The organism is Vreelandella aquamarina (assembly GCF_044805175.1).
GTDB classification, from domain to species: Bacteria; Pseudomonadota; Gammaproteobacteria; order Pseudomonadales; family Halomonadaceae; genus Vreelandella; species Vreelandella aquamarina_B.
In genome coordinates, this window is sequence record NZ_CP085232.1 from 1,584,692 (window position 1) to 1,602,014 (window position 17,323).

17 protein-coding genes are annotated in these 17,323 nt (G+C 54.0%); 13 read left to right on the forward strand and 4 right to left on the reverse strand.

Features of this window, described 5'->3' with window-relative positions; genetic code table 11:
• Positions 1 to 28 precede the first annotated feature (28 nt).
• From LG300_RS07455 to LG300_RS07465, 3 genes are read left to right on the forward strand one after another with little or no spacing between them, the layout of a single operon-like run.
• A complete protein-coding gene (locus tag LG300_RS07455; protein ID WP_404378007.1) occupies positions 29 to 4,021 on the forward strand; it encodes a translocation/assembly module TamB domain-containing protein in 3,993 nt (1,330 codons plus the stop codon).
• An 11-nt stretch (positions 4,022 to 4,032) separates the two neighbouring features.
• Positions 4,033 to 4,650, forward strand: a complete 618-nt coding sequence (msrA, locus tag LG300_RS07460) for a peptide-methionine (S)-S-oxide reductase MsrA (RefSeq protein ID WP_404377756.1) — start codon at positions 4,033 to 4,035, stop codon at positions 4,648 to 4,650.
• A gap of 37 nt (positions 4,651 to 4,687) precedes the next feature.
• A complete protein-coding gene (locus LG300_RS07465; RefSeq protein WP_404377757.1) occupies positions 4,688 to 5,203 on the forward strand; it encodes a c-type cytochrome in 516 nt (171 codons plus the stop codon).
• Positions 5,204 to 5,221: 18 nt separating this feature from the next.
• On the opposite strand, the gene can is transcribed toward LG300_RS07465, so the two are convergent.
• A complete protein-coding gene (can, locus tag LG300_RS07470) occupies positions 5,222 to 5,869 on the reverse strand; it encodes a carbonate dehydratase (RefSeq protein ID WP_404377758.1) in 648 nt (215 codons plus the stop codon).
• 165 nt (positions 5,870 to 6,034) lie between these two features.
• On the opposite strand from can, the gene gorA reads away from it, so the two are divergent.
• From gorA to LG300_RS07490, 4 genes are all read left to right on the forward strand, one after another.
• Positions 6,035 to 7,417 (forward strand): glutathione-disulfide reductase, encoded by a 1,383-nt coding sequence (gorA, locus tag LG300_RS07475; protein WP_404377759.1) that lies wholly within the window; start codon positions 6,035 to 6,037, stop codon positions 7,415 to 7,417.
• Between the two features lie 269 nt (positions 7,418 to 7,686).
• Positions 7,687 to 8,265, forward strand: a complete 579-nt coding sequence (gene ectA, locus LG300_RS07480) for a diaminobutyrate acetyltransferase (RefSeq protein ID WP_062359677.1) — start codon at positions 7,687 to 7,689, stop codon at positions 8,263 to 8,265.
• A gap of 95 nt (positions 8,266 to 8,360) precedes the next feature.
• The gene (ectB, locus tag LG300_RS07485; protein ID WP_404377761.1) at positions 8,361 to 9,629 is read left to right on the forward strand and encodes a diaminobutyrate--2-oxoglutarate transaminase; all 1,269 of its coding nucleotides are present in this window, start codon (positions 8,361 to 8,363) and stop codon (positions 9,627 to 9,629) included.
• A 105-nt stretch (positions 9,630 to 9,734) separates the two neighbouring features.
• The gene (locus LG300_RS07490) at positions 9,735 to 10,127 is read left to right on the forward strand and encodes an ectoine synthase (protein WP_404377763.1); all 393 of its coding nucleotides are present in this window, start codon (positions 9,735 to 9,737) and stop codon (positions 10,125 to 10,127) included.
• Positions 10,128 to 10,255: 128 nt separating this feature from the next.
• On the opposite strand, the gene LG300_RS07495 is transcribed toward LG300_RS07490, so the two are convergent.
• Positions 10,256 to 10,804: a DUF3833 domain-containing protein gene (locus LG300_RS07495; RefSeq protein WP_404377764.1), complete on the reverse strand. Its 549-nt coding sequence runs from the start codon at positions 10,802 to 10,804 to the stop codon at positions 10,256 to 10,258.
• Positions 10,805 to 11,026: 222 nt separating this feature from the next.
• Between LG300_RS07495 and LG300_RS07500 the strand changes: the two genes are divergently transcribed.
• The 6 genes from LG300_RS07500 to yidD are packed head-to-tail and all read left to right on the forward strand — an operon-like array spanning position 11,027 to position 15,719.
• Positions 11,027 to 11,866: an ATP-dependent zinc protease gene (locus LG300_RS07500; protein WP_404377765.1), complete on the forward strand. Its 840-nt coding sequence runs from the start codon at positions 11,027 to 11,029 to the stop codon at positions 11,864 to 11,866.
• Between the two features lie 38 nt (positions 11,867 to 11,904).
• A complete protein-coding gene (locus LG300_RS07505) occupies positions 11,905 to 13,428 on the forward strand; it encodes an inactive transglutaminase family protein (RefSeq protein ID WP_404377766.1) in 1,524 nt (507 codons plus the stop codon).
• Complete coding sequence (locus tag LG300_RS07510; RefSeq protein ID WP_404377767.1) at positions 13,425 to 14,423, forward strand: alpha-L-glutamate ligase-like protein; 999 nt, start codon at positions 13,425 to 13,427, stop codon at positions 14,421 to 14,423. The genes LG300_RS07505 and LG300_RS07510 overlap by 4 nt, the downstream gene beginning before the upstream one ends.
• A gap of 32 nt (positions 14,424 to 14,455) precedes the next feature.
• A complete protein-coding gene (locus tag LG300_RS07515) occupies positions 14,456 to 14,905 on the forward strand; it encodes a transcriptional repressor (protein ID WP_404377768.1) in 450 nt (149 codons plus the stop codon).
• The gene (gene hisI, locus LG300_RS07520; protein WP_404377769.1) at positions 14,905 to 15,378 is read left to right on the forward strand and encodes a phosphoribosyl-AMP cyclohydrolase; all 474 of its coding nucleotides are present in this window, start codon (positions 14,905 to 14,907) and stop codon (positions 15,376 to 15,378) included. Before LG300_RS07515 ends, hisI begins: the two co-directional genes overlap by 1 nt.
• Positions 15,379 to 15,389: 11 nt before the next feature.
• The gene (gene yidD, locus LG300_RS07525; protein ID WP_404378008.1) at positions 15,390 to 15,719 is read left to right on the forward strand and encodes a membrane protein insertion efficiency factor YidD; all 330 of its coding nucleotides are present in this window, start codon (positions 15,390 to 15,392) and stop codon (positions 15,717 to 15,719) included.
• 17 nt (positions 15,720 to 15,736) lie between these two features.
• Here the strand turns inward: yidD and LG300_RS07530 are convergent, their stop codons facing one another.
• Positions 15,737 to 16,153 carry a SufE family protein gene (locus tag LG300_RS07530; protein ID WP_404377770.1) on the reverse strand — a complete coding sequence of 139 codons (417 nt, stop codon included), beginning with the start codon at positions 16,151 to 16,153 and terminating at the stop codon, positions 15,737 to 15,739.
• A 38-nt stretch (positions 16,154 to 16,191) separates the two neighbouring features.
• Positions 16,192 to 17,289: a tyrosine-type recombinase/integrase gene (locus LG300_RS07535; RefSeq protein WP_404378009.1), complete on the reverse strand. Its 1,098-nt coding sequence runs from the start codon at positions 17,287 to 17,289 to the stop codon at positions 16,192 to 16,194.
• Between the last annotated feature and the right edge of the window lie 34 nt (positions 17,290 to 17,323).

The window sequence follows — 17,323 nt, forward strand, 5'->3', positions numbered from 1 at the left end:
TGACTCAAAAGCGCCCCAAAACCGTCAGATGCTCTCACCTAAGCGCCGTACTTGGCTAGCGTTCTGGAGCCTGTTACGCCTTATCATCGTATTGCCGTTATGGCTGTTGGGGTTCGTTGCCCTGGTTGCCGGTGTAGTGCTTTCTCCCTGGGGAACGGGGCTACTGTTTTCACAGGGAGAACAGCGTGGTTTCTTCACCTATGAGCAGCAAGAAGGGGCGCTGCTGGATAGCTTTCGCCTGCACGGTTTTCAAATGGCCTTGGGTGGCACGCACATTGCGATTGAGGATTTAGCGCTTGCCTGGTCAGATCACTGTTTGCTATCCGGCAAGCTGTGCCTAGACACGCTACGCGTGGAAGGTGCAGGTATTCGCTTAGCGGAAAGCTCGGCAACCGAGGAGCCGCCACAGGAGAGCAGCGGCCCGTTAAACATTTATCTGCCGTTTCCGATTGAGCTGCGCGATATCGCTCTCAATAATGTGCAGCTGACGCTGGCTGACGGTACACAAGTGGCCTGGGAAGCATTTGCTACTTCCATAACCGCCGAGCCGCAGCAAGTCACTATCGCTCCCACCACACTGGAAGAGCTGTCTCTCTACTTACCGCCATCTCCCGGCGTGCTGTTAACGCAAGAGATAGAGACACCGCTAAACGCCGCAGGTATTGATGGTGCTCTTCAGCTAGCTCAACCAGTGGAACCCGCTGCCGGCGAGGAGGCTATCGCCCTGAGCGAGCGGGAACGGCTTATGCTTCCCGAGATTCAGCTGCCAATTAATGTAGAGCTAGCATCGCTGCTAGCAACTAACGCAACAATCAGCGGCGCGGTCGAGTATCAGGTTGAACGGTTGCTTGTAGAGGCTCAGGCCGAGGGCAGCGACATCACGCTAAGTACTGTGGAGCTTGCTACACCCGATGCCGACGCCACCTTGTCTGCTAATGTCACCTTGAGCGGCGACTACCCACTGGATGCTGCGCTTCGTGCAGAGCTATGGTTACCCGAGTTGTTCCCCGCGCTTAGCGGTGAGCAGGTGGCACTAAATCTTTCTGGTAGCCTGGCAGATCTCACCGCGAGCCTAGACGCAACCGGCCCCGTCAACGCGTCGTTGTCGGCACATATCGATGCGCTAGCGCCGACGCTTCCGTTCAAAGCGCGTTTGGAAAGTGAACGTTTACAGTGGCCACTGAATGATGACAGCCAAGCAACATCGGAGACACCCGACGCCACTACCGGCACAGGAAGCTATGTACTTGAAAACTTCAGCCTTAACCTCGACGGCAGCCTGGAAGCTTACCGGGTAGCGCTTGAAACAAATGCCGCAGGCCCGCAAATACCTGCTACCGACATCCGTTTGGGTGGAGAGGGCGATTTAACTTCTTTCCATTGGTCTCCTCTCACCCTCACGATTAATGATAGTGCGCTGAGTAGCGAGGGCCGGGTAAGCTGGGCAGAGGCGATTGAGGTCGATACCAATGTGCGCTTGGATAATCTAGATCCATCGCTGTTTGTTCCGCAGCTGGCTGGCAATCTAAGTGGCGATATAGTCGCCAGCGTGCGCCAGCGCGGCGAACGCTGGGACATTAGCCTGCCAGAGCTGGATATCCAGGGGCAGCTACAAGAGTACCCGCTCACGCTCCAAGCCGCACTTGAAGCGAACAGCCATCTAGAAGTGGATATTGAAGAGCTGCTCTTTACCCAGGACGACAACCGGCTAACGGCATCAGGGCAACTCAGCCAAGAAGCGATGTCATTAGAGGCCAATATTGCGCTGAACCAGCTCCAAAGCTTACACCCCGATCTCGCAGGGACGTTAACCGGCGATATTCAAGCCCAAGGCAGTTTCTCGCAGCCCGAAGTGGTGATGGAGTTGAATGGCCGCAGTTTGCGCTTCGCTGAAAATAGACTGGCCGCGCTTTCTCTATCGGGCGCGGTGGAAGGCCTTGATGATCCCGCTCTTGACCTCGAACTGGATTTACAAGGCGTGAACGCTGGCGGGCAAGCGCTAGCATCGGTCGCGCTTGATCTCACAGGGCGGCTTTCTGAGCACGCTTTGCAACTCAGTGCCACGGGTGAGGCCAGTAACGTGCTAAGCCAAGCTAACTTGGCCCTGTACGGGCGCTTTAATCGGCAGGCTCAGCAATATCAGGCGAGGTTAACCCCGCTGGAAGTTGACTCAGACGCGGGAGACATTCGCCTGGAGGCACCGCTGGATATCACCTACCACCTAGCCACTGGCCAGGCGCGCCTAACACCGTTCTGCCTGCGCCGGCTGCAAGGTGGCCTAGTATGCTCTGAAGAGCCTATTACTGCATCGGCGGATCAAGGGCGAGCTGTTCTAAGCGTCCGCGAAGTTCCCATGGAGATGCTAGAACCTTTCCTGCCTGAAGGATGGAGCTTTGAAGGCGCTACAACGGCGGATATGGTCGCCAACTGGCGTCAAGGCGGCGCACAATGGCAAGCTACGCTCCAGGTGCTTAGCGAGTTAGCTATCACGGCGGTCAATGATTATGGGCAACCTGTGAAGCTTCCTGCCGTTACCTTGGACGCGCAAATCGAGGCTAACCAGTCGCAGGCCCAGTCGGACGTGACGCTCTCCCTGTCGGAAGCAGGTGAGCTGACGCTCAACCTGGCAGTCAGCGACCCCTTGGGGCAGGGCACGCTGGAAGGCCAGCTACAGGCGGACAGTGTGACACTTTCGCCTTATCGCCCGATGATCGTTGGTATGGATGAGCTGGAAGGCGACCTGAATGGGAGCGTGCAAATTAGCGGTACGACTCGCCAGCCTGACCTACAAGGCGAGCTAGCATTGCGCAGCCTGCGTGTGAGTGGGCCTGATATCCCCGTCACGATTGTCGACGGCGAGCTAGCGGTCGCTTTTGATGGCGAAGAGGGCGATATAGACGGCTTTCTTGCTGCAGAGCGTGGGCGGCTTTCCATTAGCGGTAATGCCTATTGGCCTGGCGATGCAGCATGGCGAATAGGCGTCGATTTAAACGCCTCCCAGGAACCACTATTGGTTGTGTTACCGCAGTTTGGCCGCCTGGAAGCGGCGCCGGATATCCGAATCCGTATCACTCCAGAGCGCCTACAGGTACGGGGCAACGTGGACCTTCCCTGGGCTCGCCTAGAAGTGGGTGACCTTCCCGCGTCGGCAGTCACCCCAAGCCCGGATGAAATTATTATTACCGAGCGCGACGACCGTGAGGCTGAACGTAAAGCCCGTGAGGCCGCAGAAGCAGGCAATGATCCCAGCGCCGCAGATGAACTGGCGGAAACCGGCATGGCCTTGGATGTCCTGATAACCCTGAATCTGGGTCGGGATATGCAGATTTCTGCCTATGGCTTGGAGTCGGGGCTAGGCGGTAGCCTGGAGATCCGCCAGGATAGCGGAGCGCTTCAGCTATTTGGTGATGTCAATCTCGTGAATGGCCGCTTCAAGGCGTTCGGGCAGGATCTATTGATCCGGCGTGGGCAGCTGCTCTTTAGTGGCCCTCCTGGGCTACCGGTGCTTGATTTCGAGGCGATCCGTAATCCAGACGTCACCGAAGACGAAGTCATTGCTGGGTTACGCGTGACAGGTAACGCCGAACAGCCCAATGTGATGATCTTTTCAGAGCCTGCGATGGATGAAACCCGTGCGCTATCCTATCTACTGCGCGGGCGTGCGCCGGATGCATCAGGAGGAGGCGTAGACAATGCACTCACCACTGCGCTCATTGGTATGTCCCTGGGCCGCACCGGCGGTGCTGTTGGCTCTATTGGAGAAGCTTTTGGTATCAATGATTTGACCCTTGATACCACCGGTGCCGGCGATGACAGCCAAGTGGCTGTGAGCGGGCAGCTAACCGATGATCTGCGCATTAGCTATGGCGTGGGTATTTTCTCCCCAATTGCCGAGCTCACCTTACGCTATACCCTGTGGCGGAACCTGTATTTACAGGCGGTGTCTGGTGCAAACCAAGCCGTTGACCTGATTTACACATTTACACGCCCAGGCGATCCTTACATTTATCCGCAGCAATAAAAGAGGGTGTTATGACGCTATTGACGAAACAGCAAGCACCAGAAGGGCGCGATACACCCATTGAGACCAGCGACCTTCATACCATTACCGGCCACTCTATCCACCCGCCGTTTCCCGAAGGCTATGAAGAAATTGTTCTGGGGATGGGGTGTTTCTGGGGAGTAGAGCGCCTATTTTGGCAGCAACCAGGGGTTTATGTGACCGCAGCGGGTTATGCGGGGGGCACGACCCCTAATCCAACCTATAAAGAGACCTGCACTGGCCTTACAGGGCACACCGAAGTGGTCAGGGTGATTTATGACCCGAAGCAGATAAGTTTTGAAGCACTGCTACAGATATTCTGGGAGCAGCACGACCCCACCCAAGGTAACCGCCAGGGTAACGATATTGGCAGCCAATACCGTTCAGCCATTTATACCACGACGGATGCACAGTTAGCGGCCGCCAAGAGGAGTGCTGAAACATTTCAAACCGCCCTGCAAAATGCGGGCAAAGGGCCAATTACGACCGAAATTAAGCCGCTGGATGTGTTCTATTATGCTGAGGCGTACCACCAACAATATTTGGATAAAAATCCAGGTGGTTACTGTGGCCTAAAAGGTACTGGCGTAACGTGCCCCATTGGCTAACGTGGATAGCAGTTTCATCCCAGAAGGGTAAATCAAAATGCTTCATCATTTAACACGGCAGTGGCTAAACGGTATGGTTGGCGCGGCGCTTTTCACAGGCGTGTTGAGTACGGCGGCTTATGCCGAGCAGACTCCCCCGGCCATGCCTGAATCCGTTGAACAGACGCCTTTTAGCAGCGAACGGGAAGCGGTTATCTGGCGGCAGGATGAGTTAAAAGATTTAGAACGCTTGCTGCGCCAGCTGCGCTTCGATCTAGTCAATAACCAGGATGCCCAGGGGGCTGCACCGCGCTTGGCAGAGTTACAGGAACGTGCCACTCAAGCCAACTTACTACCTGCTTTTATTGCTGGCACCCATGGGCCTGGCTCGGACGCGAAGCCCGATATTTGGGAGGAGTGGGATGAGTTTGCAGCGGGCTTTACTGACCTGGAGCAAAAAGTAGCCACGCTCGTGGAAGCGGCAGAACAGGAAGATTACCGGGCAGCCACACGGGCTTTTTCGGAAGTCGGTTTAAGCTGCCGCAGCTGCCACCGCGCCTACCGCTACGATTAGGGTAGGCGAAGCGCTGAATCAGTCGCCTGGCTGCACGCGATCAATACGATAAAGGGTTGCAACCTGCTCCAGGCCACTGATGGTACAGTTTAAGTCCTTGACGCGGCCATCACTTAGCCCGTAAACCCAGCCATGCACGGAAATGGATTGGCCACGCTGCCAGGCGCGTTGAAGAATTTTAGTGCGGCATAGGCTATTAACCTGGGCTTTAACGTTCAGCTCGCACATGCGGTCGATCTGTTGATCCATGGGCAGGTGTTCCAGGGAATCACGATGCCGGTTGTACTGCTCCCGGACTGAGTGTAGCCAGTAATCAACAACGCCACACTCGCCACCGGTAACAGCCGCTTTAATTCCGCCGCAACCGTAGTGGCCAACTACCATGATGTGGCTCACTTTAAGCACGTCCACCGCATACTGAACAACCGATAGAGCATTCATATCGGTATGGTGAAGCAGGTTGGCGACGTTGCGGTGGACAAAGACTTCACCCGGCGGTAAAGCAATAATCTGGTTAGCTGGAACACGGCTATCCGAACACCCGATCCATAAGTAGTCGGGATTTTGCTGACTGGAGAGGCGCTTGAAATAGTCAGGATCTTCTTCGCACATCCGTTCAGCCCAGGCGCGGTTATTATCCAGTAGCGTAGCAATTTGGTCAGACATCGAATCTCCGTGGGAACCGTTGTTCAGCGGTTGGGTGCAGGCCTAGCGTTGTGCAGTGGCGTTTTAGTCAAGAGAGCAGGGTGTTGTAACCTCCCTCGCATTTAAGGTCAATCTTAGCGCTTACCGCTCAAACCGGTAAGTCTAGGCAGTGGATAGGAGATAACCATGCCAGCGGATGCTGCATACGACTATGATTTATTTGTCATTGGCGCGGGTTCCGGCGGGGTACGTGCCGCACGCATGGCGGCAGCGAGCGGTGCCCGTGTTGCCGTCGCTGAAGAGCGCTATCTTGGCGGTACATGCGTCAATGTGGGTTGTGTTCCCAAAAAGCTGTACTCCTACGCTGCGCACTTTCACGATAGTTTTGATGATGCTGCAGGGTTCGGTTGGCAGCTAGCATCGCCGGCCACATTCGATTGGGCAACTCTGAGAGACAATAAAACCAGCGAAATTAAGCGCCTTAACGGAATTTACCAGCGTATGTTAGAAGGCGCTGGAGTAACGCTGTTTAACGCCCGCGCTCGCGTGGCGGATGCGCATACGGTCGTATTAACCAATCCTGAAGGTGATATGAGCGTTAGCGCTGAAAAGATCTTGCTGGCAACAGGGGGGTGGCCATGGGTCCCAGAATTTCCAGGCAGCGAGCACGCCTTAACCTCAAATCAAATATTCGACCTGGACACCTTTCCAAAGCGCTTTCTAGTACTAGGAGGTGGTTATATTGCCGTTGAATTTGCCAGTATTTTTAATGGCTTAGGGAGCGAAACCCACCTCATCTACCGCGGCGATCTGTTTATAAAAGGCTTCGATCAGGAAGTTCGAGAGTTCACCCGTGATGAAATGGCCAAGAAGGGGGTAAACCTACATTTTTCCGCCAATATTGCGCGTATCGAGCGTCAAGATGGTGCACTGCAGGTTGAGCTAACCAATGGAGAAGTGCTGGAAGTAGATGTTGTCCTTGCTGCCACTGGGCGAAAAGCCAACATCGGCGGTCTCGGCCTAGAGGCCTTAGGCGTTGAGCTCAATAGCGACGGCAAGCTGCCCGTTAATGAACGCTACGAAAGCGAAGTGCCGTCCATTTTAGCGCTTGGCGATCTGACCGCCGGCCCGGAGTTAACGCCCGTTGCGCTTGCAGAAGCGATGCAGCTTGTGGACATACACTTCCATAAAAAAACGCCTCGGCCCTTGGATTACGACACAATTCCCACTGCAGTTTTCTGCCATCCCAATATCGGCACGGTAGGGTTATCCGAAGAGGCGGCGAGAGAGAAGTTTGCCAAAGTACGTATCTACCGCACTGATTTTAGGGCCATGAAGCACACCCTATCGGGTAGCCAAGAGCGCACGCTGATGAAGCTGGTCGTAGATGACGCCAGCGACGTGGTAGTGGGCGCCCATATGGTAGGGGAAGAGGCAGGGGAGCTGATTCAAGGGATTGCTATCGCCGTAAGAGCCGGACTGACGAAAGAGGATTTTGACCGAACCATCGGGATTCACCCCACCGGTGCCGAGGAGTTTGTCACTATGCGAACTCCTGCACGCTATTAACACCTACACTACTAACACCTACGCTATTAACATCACCCATCCCTCTTACTGGCGAGCCGAACTACGGCTCGCCTTTTTTTTGTCTCGCGCTTGCAGAACTCTGATCTAAACTCATCTTGTGCAATGCGCGAAAGCCAGCATTCAGGGTGCCTAAAGTCCTATTGATAACCAAAAATTATAGAAAATGCGAGGATGAATAATATGGTTTTTGAATTGCTCATAATCAGCTGTTATAATGAACAACGAATTCGCTACAGCGAAGCATAACCATGAGTACGCCTATTAAGCCTTTTACACCTTCCGCCGAGCTGGCCCGCCCTACTGTTGCTGATGCCGTGGTGGGTCATGCAGAGATGCCCTTGTTCATTCGCAAGCCGAATGCTGACGATGGATGGGGCATTTACGAGCTAATAAAAGCCTGCCCACCATTAGACGTTAACTCGGCTTACGCTTATTTATTGCTTGCCACACAGTTTCGTGACACCTGTGCAGTAGCAACGAATGAAGAGGGTGAAGTCGTCGGGTTTGTGTCAGGTTATGTTAAAGATAATGCACCAGATACCTATTTCCTCTGGCAAGTAGCTGTCGGGGAAAAGGCCAGGGGAACCGGGCTTGCACGCCGCTTGGTGGAAGCGATTATGTCTCGCCCCGAACTCGATGATGTGCATCATCTAGAAACGACGATTACCCCTGATAACCAAGCCTCATGGGGCCTGTTTCGTCGGCTCGCCGCACGCTGGCAAGCGCCGCTTAACAGTCGCGAATATTTCTCTACTGAGCAGCTTGGAGGAGAGCACGATCCGGAAAACTTGGTACGTATTGGGCCGTTTCAGACGGATCATATTTAACACCCGATCAAACCAGACTGTTTTCCCGCTTGTGTTGCCCCAGCCATCAGTTCATTTGCCTGGCTTACACACTAGAGATAAGGAGGTCGCTACTAATGCAGACCCAAACGCTAGAACGCATGGAATCCAATGTTCGTACCTATTCACGTTCATTTCCCGTTGTCTTTACCAAAGCAAAGAATGCACGGCTGACAGATGAAAACGGCCGCGAATACATCGATTTTCTAGCCGGTGCAGGCACGCTGAACTACGGCCATAACAACCCGCATCTTAAAGAGGCAATGATTGATTATCTCTCTTCAGATGGCGTCGTTCATGGCCTAGATATGTGGACAAGCGCAAAGCGCGACTACCTGGAAACGCTGGAAAATGTCATTTTGAAGCCGCGCGGCCTTGATTATAAGGTCCATTTGCCCGGCCCAACCGGCACTAACGCAGTGGAAGCGGCCATCCGTTTGGCCCGTGTTGCTAAAGGTCGCCATAATATTGTGACCTTCACCAACGGCTTCCATGGCGTCACCATGGGAGCACTGGCAACAACCGGTAACCGTAAATTCCGTGAAGCAACCGGCGGTATTCCAACCCAAGGCGCGAGCTTTTTACCCTTTGATGGCTACATGGGTGAGCACGCTGACACGCTGGACTACTTTGAAAAACTGCTAAACGACAAGTCGGGCGGCTTGGATATTCCGGCGGGCGTGATTGTTGAAACCGTGCAAGGTGAGGGCGGTATCAACGTAGCAGGCCTGGAATGGCTCAAGCGCCTGGAAGGCATTTGCCGCGCCCATGACATCCTTCTGATTGTGGATGACATCCAGGCAGGCTGTGGCCGTACCGGTAAGTTCTTCAGCTTTGAACATGCTGGTATTACACCGGATATTGTCACTAACTCTAAGTCGTTATCGGGCTTTGGTCTGCCGTTTGCCCATGTACTGATGCGCCCCGAGCTAGATAAGTGGAAGCCCGGCCAGTACAACGGTACTTTCCGTGGCTTTAACTTAGCCATGGTGACCGCCACAGCAGCGATGAAGAAGTACTGGTCAAACGATACCTTCGAGCGTGATATACAGCGCAAGGCACGCATTGTCGAAGAGCGTTTCCAAAAACTGGCGAAGCTTCTAAGCGATAATGGTATGCCCGCCACCGAGCGTGGTCGCGGCCTGATGCGTGGGATCGACGTCGTAACCGGCGACATTGCCGATAAAATCACCAGTACGGCCTTTGAGCACGGTTTGATTATCGAAACCAGTGGTCAAGATGGTGAAGTTGTGAAATGCCTCTGTCCGCTGACGATTACCGATGCTGACTTACTGGAAGCACTAGATATTCTTGAAGCATCCGTTAAGGCTGTTATAAAAGGCTAGTTTAGCGTTAGGCTAAACCATCACACGCTACTACGTCCCTTATAGGAACAGGTAGCCAGGGTGCTAACTACCACACTGCTGGCTACCACACAACGGAGCACGTTTATGATCGTTCGCAATCTTGAAGAAGCTCGTCAAACAGACCGCCTTGTCACTGCTGAAAATGGTAACTGGGATAGCACACGCCTAGTGTTAGCTAGCGATGGTGGGAATTTCTCGTTCCATATCACGCGCATCTTTGAAGGCACTGAAACGCATATCCACTACAAGCACCACTATGAGTCTGTCTACTGCATTGAAGGGGAAGGCGAGGTAGAGACGCTGGCGGATGGTAAAATCTGGCCGATCAAGCCAGGCGATATCTACATCCTGGATCAGCATGACGAGCATTTGCTGCGTGCCCATAAAACCATGCACTTAGCCTGTGTATTCACGCCACCGATTACCGGCAATGAAGTACATCGGGAAGATGGCTCCTACGCGCCGGCAGATGAGTAAGCTCCACAGCCATTAGCTTAGCCTAACCGCCGTAATGACAAAGCAGCCTAGCCGAAAGTGCTAGGCTGCTTCTCTTTAAGCATGTGCTTTTTGATTGCCTGCATGGTGTGTAACGCTATACGCAACTTTTAGCGCTCCACCTGTTCAAACACCAATGTGATCTCACCCAGAGTAAGGCCAAACTTACGCATGGCTGTGCGGTTAATCAGCCGCCCATCAGGCTGCAGGTACATCCAGTCATCCATAGTGAAGCTCAGCGTGCGACCGCCAACCTCAATATCAAGTGGGTAGCGCATATGAAAAGCATGGCCATATTGGCGGGCATCCACTTGGCCATCGACATCGTTGGCAGTACCAATCCAGTGATGTTCGTCAACACGCTCAAATTCCCAGACGCGCTGATCGGTTTCACCATCGGCAAATACAAAGGCTTCATCTAGCGTCAGTGTATCGCCCTCAAATGTGCCTGTAATATCAACCGTAAAGCGGCGCTGCACTTCACCAGAGTAGTCTTGAACCATCCCCCAGGCGCGGGTTTGGCCGGTAAAGTACTCAGCGATATCTAGCTTAGGCGTGGTGTTGGCATACTCCTCAACATTAACGTTGGCGCAGCCTGTGATTAAGAAGAGGGAGGAAACAAGTGAGAAGGCCAAAAGTCGTTGGCGTAAATTGGTCATTATTAAATTCCTACATACTGTTCTTTGTGTATAGCCATTGTAGGAGAAAATGGCGATAGGCAGTAGACTTTATTCAAGCCCGCAGCAGCCTATCTTGGTTCGCATAATATATATTATGTTAAATTAAAGATATGGATCTGTGAAAAAATGTTGCCATGTTGGACAAGCGGACTCCCTTCTCCTTATCATTCGTGCTCTCATCACCCAAGGATGTCTTTCGTTATGCGCTCAGGTGTTTTATGGCTAATGGCCGGTTTGTCGATGTCGCTTGCAGGCTGCGCAGTTACACAGCCACAATCAAATGAGCCACCACCACTAAGCGAGGCGTCATTCAATACCCGCATTCTTGAGCTCGAAACAGCCTTGAGCCAGCAGTGCCAAGCATCTGCCGCGATCAATGAGCAACAGCTAGACCAGCAGCAAGTCCTAACGGCAGATATCCGCGAAGTTGGCAGCCTGCTGCGTCATTTACGCCAGGAAGTAGCAAGTCTTGAGGCACGCGATGAAGAGCCTATTATCATCCGCGAAGAGTGCCCGGTGGCAGAAGCTTCCCAGGATAACAAAACCCTGCTGGGCCGCAGTGAGTGGGTTGGCTTGCCCAGCATCGGCACTTATCTGAAAGCTCGCGTTGACTCAGGCGCCAACACTTCTTCTTTATCTGCAACTGAAATCACTCGCTTTGAGCGCGATGGTGAGGACTGGGTGCGCTTCAAGTTGGCACTCAATGAGGATGATGTGGTCGTAGAACAGGTTCGCGACAAGTGGATTGAAGCTCCAATCGAGCGCCGCGTTAAAATCGTTCAGGCGTCCGGTGAAGAGTCACGCCCGGTTATTTCACTGCTAATGACACTGGGGCCTATTCGGGAAAACGTCGAGTTTACTCTTAACAACCGTACTCACTTAGATTATCCGGTACTGCTCGGCCGGCGATTCATGATGGATATTGCGACCATCGACGTTGCAGAAACTTACCTGCATGAGCGTCCCGAGTTTCCAGGGGGAGCACCCTCTGACCAGGCGGCTGATGATGAAGCGGCCGATCAAGACGATACCGAAGAGTAATATCACTCCCCTGCCGCTTTACGCTGAAAGGAATCACTATGTCACGGTTGCCATTTTATTTTATCGTCGGCTTGCTACTGCTGGTTGGTATTGCCGCCAGCGTGCATCGACATCTTCAGTTTGAGATCCCCTGGGTTCCAGGTGAGCAACGCCAAGTGTGGGAAATTGAAGCCGTTATCAACTTCAATGCACAAAATGGCCCTGTACAAGTAGATTTGGCACTCCCGTCTCATCAGGCAGGCTACCGAGTATTAACGGAAAACACCGCCTCTTCGGGTTATGGGCTGGCTTACCAAGCAGATGAGCTTGGTCGTCAGGCGCAGTGGACCATCCGCGAGGCAGAGGGCAGCCAGCAGCTATATTACTCAGTCCAGATGCTGGTATCTCCAGATGCCCGCGCCCCTGTACAGACACCTCCCGCCATCCCAGCGGTAACACCATGGGAAAGCCCTTATGACACCGCTGCCAATCAGCTGATCGAGCGCGCCTGGGCACGTAGTGCTAATAATGCAACTTTTGCGCGTGAGCTGATCTTAGATATTAATGGCGAGCGCCAAGGTGAAAATGCGCGGCTGCTGCTCACTCAGATGCAGCCTTCCGCGCTAATTGTTCGGCTACTCAACCAAGCTGGCGTACAAGCCAGGGAAGTTAGCGGTCTGTTGTTAGAAGATGGTCGCCGTCGACAAACGCTCAGCAGCTGGATTCAAGTATTCGACCAAACCGCTGAATCATGGACACTGTTTAATCCTGCTACAGGTGAACAGGGGCAGCCTGAAAACCTGCTGCTCTGGGAGACCAGCGGACGTGCGGTGCTGGAAGTTGAAGGAGGAACCAACTCGCGTGTTACCTTCTCGATGCTGACTCACTATCAGCCTGCCTCAGCGGCGGTTCGCAATCATTACTCGGATGACACGCTGCTTAACTTCTCGATTCACAGCCTACCGCTAGAAGAGCAAGCGCTATTCCAGACGATTCTGCTGATTCCGATTGGCGCCTTGGTGGTGGTCTTCCTGCGCGTGATCGTCGGGGTAAAAACCTCCGGTACCTTTATGCCGGTGCTGATTGCCTTGGCGTTTATTCAAACCACCCTACTCACTGGACTGATCGGCTTTCTGCTGATTGTGGCTGTCGGTTTGATTATCCGAAACTACCTTTCGTACCTAAATCTATTACTGGTGGCGAGGGTATCGGCGGTCATTATTACGGTGATTGCCATTATCTCTATCTTTACCGTGCTGGCTTACCGCATGGGCTTGAGCGCCGGTTTAACGGTTACCTTCTTCCCGATGATTATTTTGGCTTGGACCATTGAGCGGATGTCGATCCTCTGGGAAGAGGAAGGCCCAAAACAGGTATTGATTCAAGGCGGCGGCAGCTTGCTCACCGCGGTGCTGGCCTTCCTCGCCATGAATAATCCATGGGTCCGCCACATTACCTTTAATTTCCTGGGCGTACAGCTCATCTTGATGGCCTTTATTCTGTTGCTGGGTAATTACACAGGCTATCGCCTGCTGGAACTTCGCCGTTTCAAACCCATTACCGAAGATGAGAAGCCTTCATGAGCTGGCTAAAAAATTGGACATGGCCCACCCGCCTCCGGGATAAAGGCATCATTGGCATGAATCGGCGGAACATCCGTTATATCGGTCGTTATAACGCCCGTCGGTTATACCCGCTGGTGGATGACAAGCTGAAAACCAAGCTGTTGGCACAGCAGTATGGTATCACCACGCCTGAACTCATCGGCACCGTTACCACCCAGTTCGGCGTTAAGCATATTGGTGAGATGCTGGCCGGTCATGCAGGATTTGTCATTAAGCCGGCCAAAGGTAGCGGCGGGAAAGGTATCTTGGTCATAGAAAAGGTGGAGAACGGCCTTTTCTACAAGCCCAGCGGAGCTAGCCTGACCATCGACGATATTGAGCGGCACGTTTCCAACCTGCTCTCGGGGCTCTACTCCCTGGGCGGGGCGCCTGACGTTGCGGTTATTGAAACGCTGATCAACTTCGACGAGAGTCTGCTTGAGTACACTTATGAGGGTGTGCCCGACATTCGCGTGATTGTCTTCAAGGGCTATCCGGTGATGGCCATGATGCGCCTCTCCACCGCGGCGTCTGACGGTAAGGCCAACTTGCACCAGGGCGCCGTGGGTGTTGGTTTGAATATTGCCACCGGCGCTGCGCTGCGTGGCGTACAGTTTGACCGCCCCTGCTACAGTCACCCGGATACAGGGCATGACCTGGCAAGCCTAGTGGTGCCCCAGTGGGAAACGCTGCTTCACTTGGCGGCTGGCTGTTACGAGATGACCGGGCTCGGTTATCTCGGCACAGACATGGTGCTGGACCGCAAGCATGGCCCGATGCTGCTGGAGCTGAACGCACGGCCAGGCCTCGCCATTCAAATGACCAACGGTGAAGGGCTGCGCCGACGGCTGGATTTAATTGAGCGTCAACCCGATAACGTACCGGTGGCAAAGCGCGTTGCGTTTGCCCAGCACCACTTTGCCCGCAAGAGCGAACTGGCCGAGAATCCTGACACACCTTCAGCAACGGCGTAGACTTACGTGCTAGACCTTCAACGAGTTATCCAATGAGTGAAGCGAATACGCTATTGCAACAAGCGGAGTCCCAGTGTCATACGCGCGGTGTACGATTCACACCGATACGCCGCCGGGTATTGGAACTGATTGCTGAAAACGGCGGCGGCCTTAAAGCGTATGACCTGTTAGACCAGCTTTCCACGGAACATGCGGCGGCCCGTCCGCCCACCGTCTACCGCGCGTTGGAGTTTCTCATCGAGCAAGGCTTGGTGCATCGCATCGAATCACAAAATGCCTATGTCGCCTGCGCCTGCCCTGAGCATACCCACGGTTTCCAGCTGCTCATCTGCCGCCACTGCGGTTATGTTGAAGAGCTACACCTTGATGAAATCAGCGACCAACTGGCTGCCCTGGCACAGCGCCAAGGCTTCAACGTTGAGCGCCAAACCATCGAGCTTCAAGGCCTATGCCAAGCATGTCAAACAACGAGTAATGCCTAATGTCACACTTTGACCAGCTGGCTCCCCAGGAGCTATTTAAAGCACTGGAAACGGCGAGACCAGGAGACACCCTACCCCAGCTCACCACCCTGCTCGACGCGGTACGCTTCAACGACGATGGCTTGATTCCCGCCATTGCCCAGCAGCACGATACCGGTGAAGTGCTGATGATGGCGTGGATGAACCGCGTGGCCTTGGAAGAGACGTTAACGACACAGCGAGTATGCTATTACTCCCGCTCACGCCAGGCGTTATGGCGTAAAGGCGAGACGTCCGGCCAGCAGCAGCGCTTGAAAAGTGCGGCGCTGGATTGCGATGGCGACACGCTGTTACTCCAGGTAGAGCAAACCGGGCCCGCTTGCCATACCGGTCGGCGCAGCTGCTTTTATCTGTCACTGAGCAGTGAGAGCGCAGCGATTACCAGTGAGCCGCTAATCGACCCTGCAGCGTTGTACGGTAAGAGAACGTCGTGAAAACGTGGCTGATGGCGATTAAGCAAGGGGGGCGCAAGCTGATCACGGTGGTGATGGTGGGCTGTATACGCGTCTACCAATATACTATCAGCCCGCTGCTAGGCCCCCGCTGCCGCTTTTGGCCCAGCTGCTCGGCTTATACGATTGAGGCTATCCAGGTACATGGCCCCGTAAAAGGCGGATGGCTAGCTGCCCGGCGCATCGTTAAATGCCACCCAGGAAGCCCAGGCGGCATGGACCCGGTGCCAGGTGGCAGAAGCGAACAGTTATGCCGTGAAGATGATGATGAAGACAGTGGCCACGCTTCCGACAGTTGTTGCCACACCTCCCGCAATAGCTAACCGTTACGCCTGTTTAATTACGCCTGCTTGGCTACCTGATAAATGCGCTCTAGCATCGCATGGAGACCATTGCTGCGGGTGGGAGACAGGTGCTTATCCAACCCCAGGTCTTTTAGGAAGTGCGGCTCGGTTTGGGTTATTTCTTCCGGCGTACGTTCACTGTAAATACGCAGCAGTACGGCAATCAGGCCCGACACAATGGCCGCATCCGAGGTGGCCTTGAACACCAGCTTGCCCCCAGCCTCTTCATGGCACATCCATACGTTGGATTGGCAGCCCTGGATTTTAAACTCGTCAGTTCGCTGCTCTTCCGGAAAATCAGGCAGCTGTTTTCCCATATCGATAATGTATTGATAGCGGTCCATCCAGTTATCAAACATGTCAAACTCTTCGACCAGCTCTTGTTGGGCTAGCTCTGCGCCTGAAGTTGCCATGGCATATCCTTTGGGTTGATGGGTCACATTCGCGGCCATTATAACGTTTCAGGCTCTGCTTTTGGGGGCGTTTTCAAACGGTGACGCTGCTGTTCCAGGTGCCACTCATTCGCTTCGGTGTGTAGGTAGCGGGTTGTCGTATCCAGTTTTGCATGGCGGGCACTCTCCGCCAAATATCGCAAGCTAACGCCGGATTGCGCCTGATGGGTAATTGCCGTATGCCTCAACCAGTGGGGGGTAGCTCTCCGCAGCGCCTCCACATAGGCAGGCTTACCGCCCTCCTCCTCTAGCGCATTGGCAGCTTTGGCAAAGGTTTCTTTAATCAACCGATAGAGCTGGTTATCGCTAATGCCTCGGCGTTTATCTAACGCACGAATGACCGGGGTTGGCTCGTTGTAACGGGGTAACGCCTCCAAACCGAGCACGCTTCGCCATGCTTGAAGGCATTCCAGCATATCGTCGGGCACCGGAATGCGTGCCTGCTTGCTGCCCTTACCTACCACGCTCCACCACCAGCGCCCCTCCAGCACGTGGAAGTCTTCCATTTGGGCGTTGGCCATCTCGCTAATACGTGGTGCCAGCAAGTAAGCAAAGCTAAAAATAAAGTGTCGCCGGGCACTTTCGTAGGCTGAGCGCGCATCATCACCCTCGATAGGCTGGTTCAGCCACTGCCAAAGCCACCCCCAAAGCTCTTGCTCCAAATAGCGCTCTATGGTCTGCGACTGGTTATTAAGCCGCCGCGCTTTGTCGCGCATGAGTACAAAGGGGTTGTGCCCTACCCAGCCGGCTTCCACTAGCCAGCTAAATAGCCCCTGCAGAATAACCAGGCTTTGGCGTCGGCTAGCTGGAGATAGCCCACGTCTAAACGGGCGCCATTCAGGGTGTTTTCTAGGTTTTGAAGGCCCCACCCATACAGCCTGCGGCTGCGGATCTGCCAAAAAGGCTTCGTATTGGCGTAAGGCTTCACGGTTCATGTCGTGCAGCTTGAGGTCGTGGCTAGCAAGCCACAGCAACAGACGCTCCGCCTCCCTGCGGTAACTTTTCAGGGTTTGCGGGCTATCCCGATACTCTGCCAACCACATCATCACGGCTTGATGGTCATTGTCCGCGGTAATGCGCTGTTCATGGCTTGCCATTCCTTTCTGTACAGCTGACCAGCCGCTTTTATCG

Coding starts and splice junctions, on each gene's coding strand:
- LG300_RS07510 (WP_404377767.1), top strand. CDS start 13,425: ATGAGCTGGCTAAAAAATTGGACATGGCCCACCCGCCTCCGGGATAAA.
- msrA (WP_404377756.1), top strand. CDS start 4,033: ATGACGCTATTGACGAAACAGCAAGCACCAGAAGGGCGCGATACACCC.
- LG300_RS07500 (WP_404377765.1), top strand. CDS start 11,027: ATGCGCTCAGGTGTTTTATGGCTAATGGCCGGTTTGTCGATGTCGCTT.
- hisI (WP_404377769.1), top strand. CDS start 14,905: ATGTCACACTTTGACCAGCTGGCTCCCCAGGAGCTATTTAAAGCACTG.
- LG300_RS07465 (WP_404377757.1), top strand. CDS start 4,688: ATGCTTCATCATTTAACACGGCAGTGGCTAAACGGTATGGTTGGCGCG.
- LG300_RS07490 (WP_404377763.1), top strand. CDS start 9,735: ATGATCGTTCGCAATCTTGAAGAAGCTCGTCAAACAGACCGCCTTGTC.
- LG300_RS07535 (WP_404378009.1), bottom strand. CDS start 17,289: ATGGCAAGCCATGAACAGCGCATTACCGCGGACAATGACCATCAAGCC.
- yidD (WP_404378008.1), top strand. CDS start 15,390: ATGGCGATTAAGCAAGGGGGGCGCAAGCTGATCACGGTGGTGATGGTG.
- LG300_RS07505 (WP_404377766.1), top strand. CDS start 11,905: ATGTCACGGTTGCCATTTTATTTTATCGTCGGCTTGCTACTGCTGGTT.
- ectB (WP_404377761.1), top strand. CDS start 8,361: ATGCAGACCCAAACGCTAGAACGCATGGAATCCAATGTTCGTACCTAT.
- LG300_RS07495 (WP_404377764.1), bottom strand. CDS start 10,804: ATGACCAATTTACGCCAACGACTTTTGGCCTTCTCACTTGTTTCCTCC.
- LG300_RS07455 (WP_404378007.1), top strand. CDS start 29: ATGCTCTCACCTAAGCGCCGTACTTGGCTAGCGTTCTGGAGCCTGTTA.
- LG300_RS07530 (WP_404377770.1), bottom strand. CDS start 16,153: ATGGCAACTTCAGGCGCAGAGCTAGCCCAACAAGAGCTGGTCGAAGAG.
- gorA (WP_404377759.1), top strand. CDS start 6,035: ATGCCAGCGGATGCTGCATACGACTATGATTTATTTGTCATTGGCGCG.
- LG300_RS07515 (WP_404377768.1), top strand. CDS start 14,456: ATGAGTGAAGCGAATACGCTATTGCAACAAGCGGAGTCCCAGTGTCAT.
- can (WP_404377758.1), bottom strand. CDS start 5,869: ATGTCTGACCAAATTGCTACGCTACTGGATAATAACCGCGCCTGGGCT.
- ectA (WP_062359677.1), top strand. CDS start 7,687: ATGAGTACGCCTATTAAGCCTTTTACACCTTCCGCCGAGCTGGCCCGC.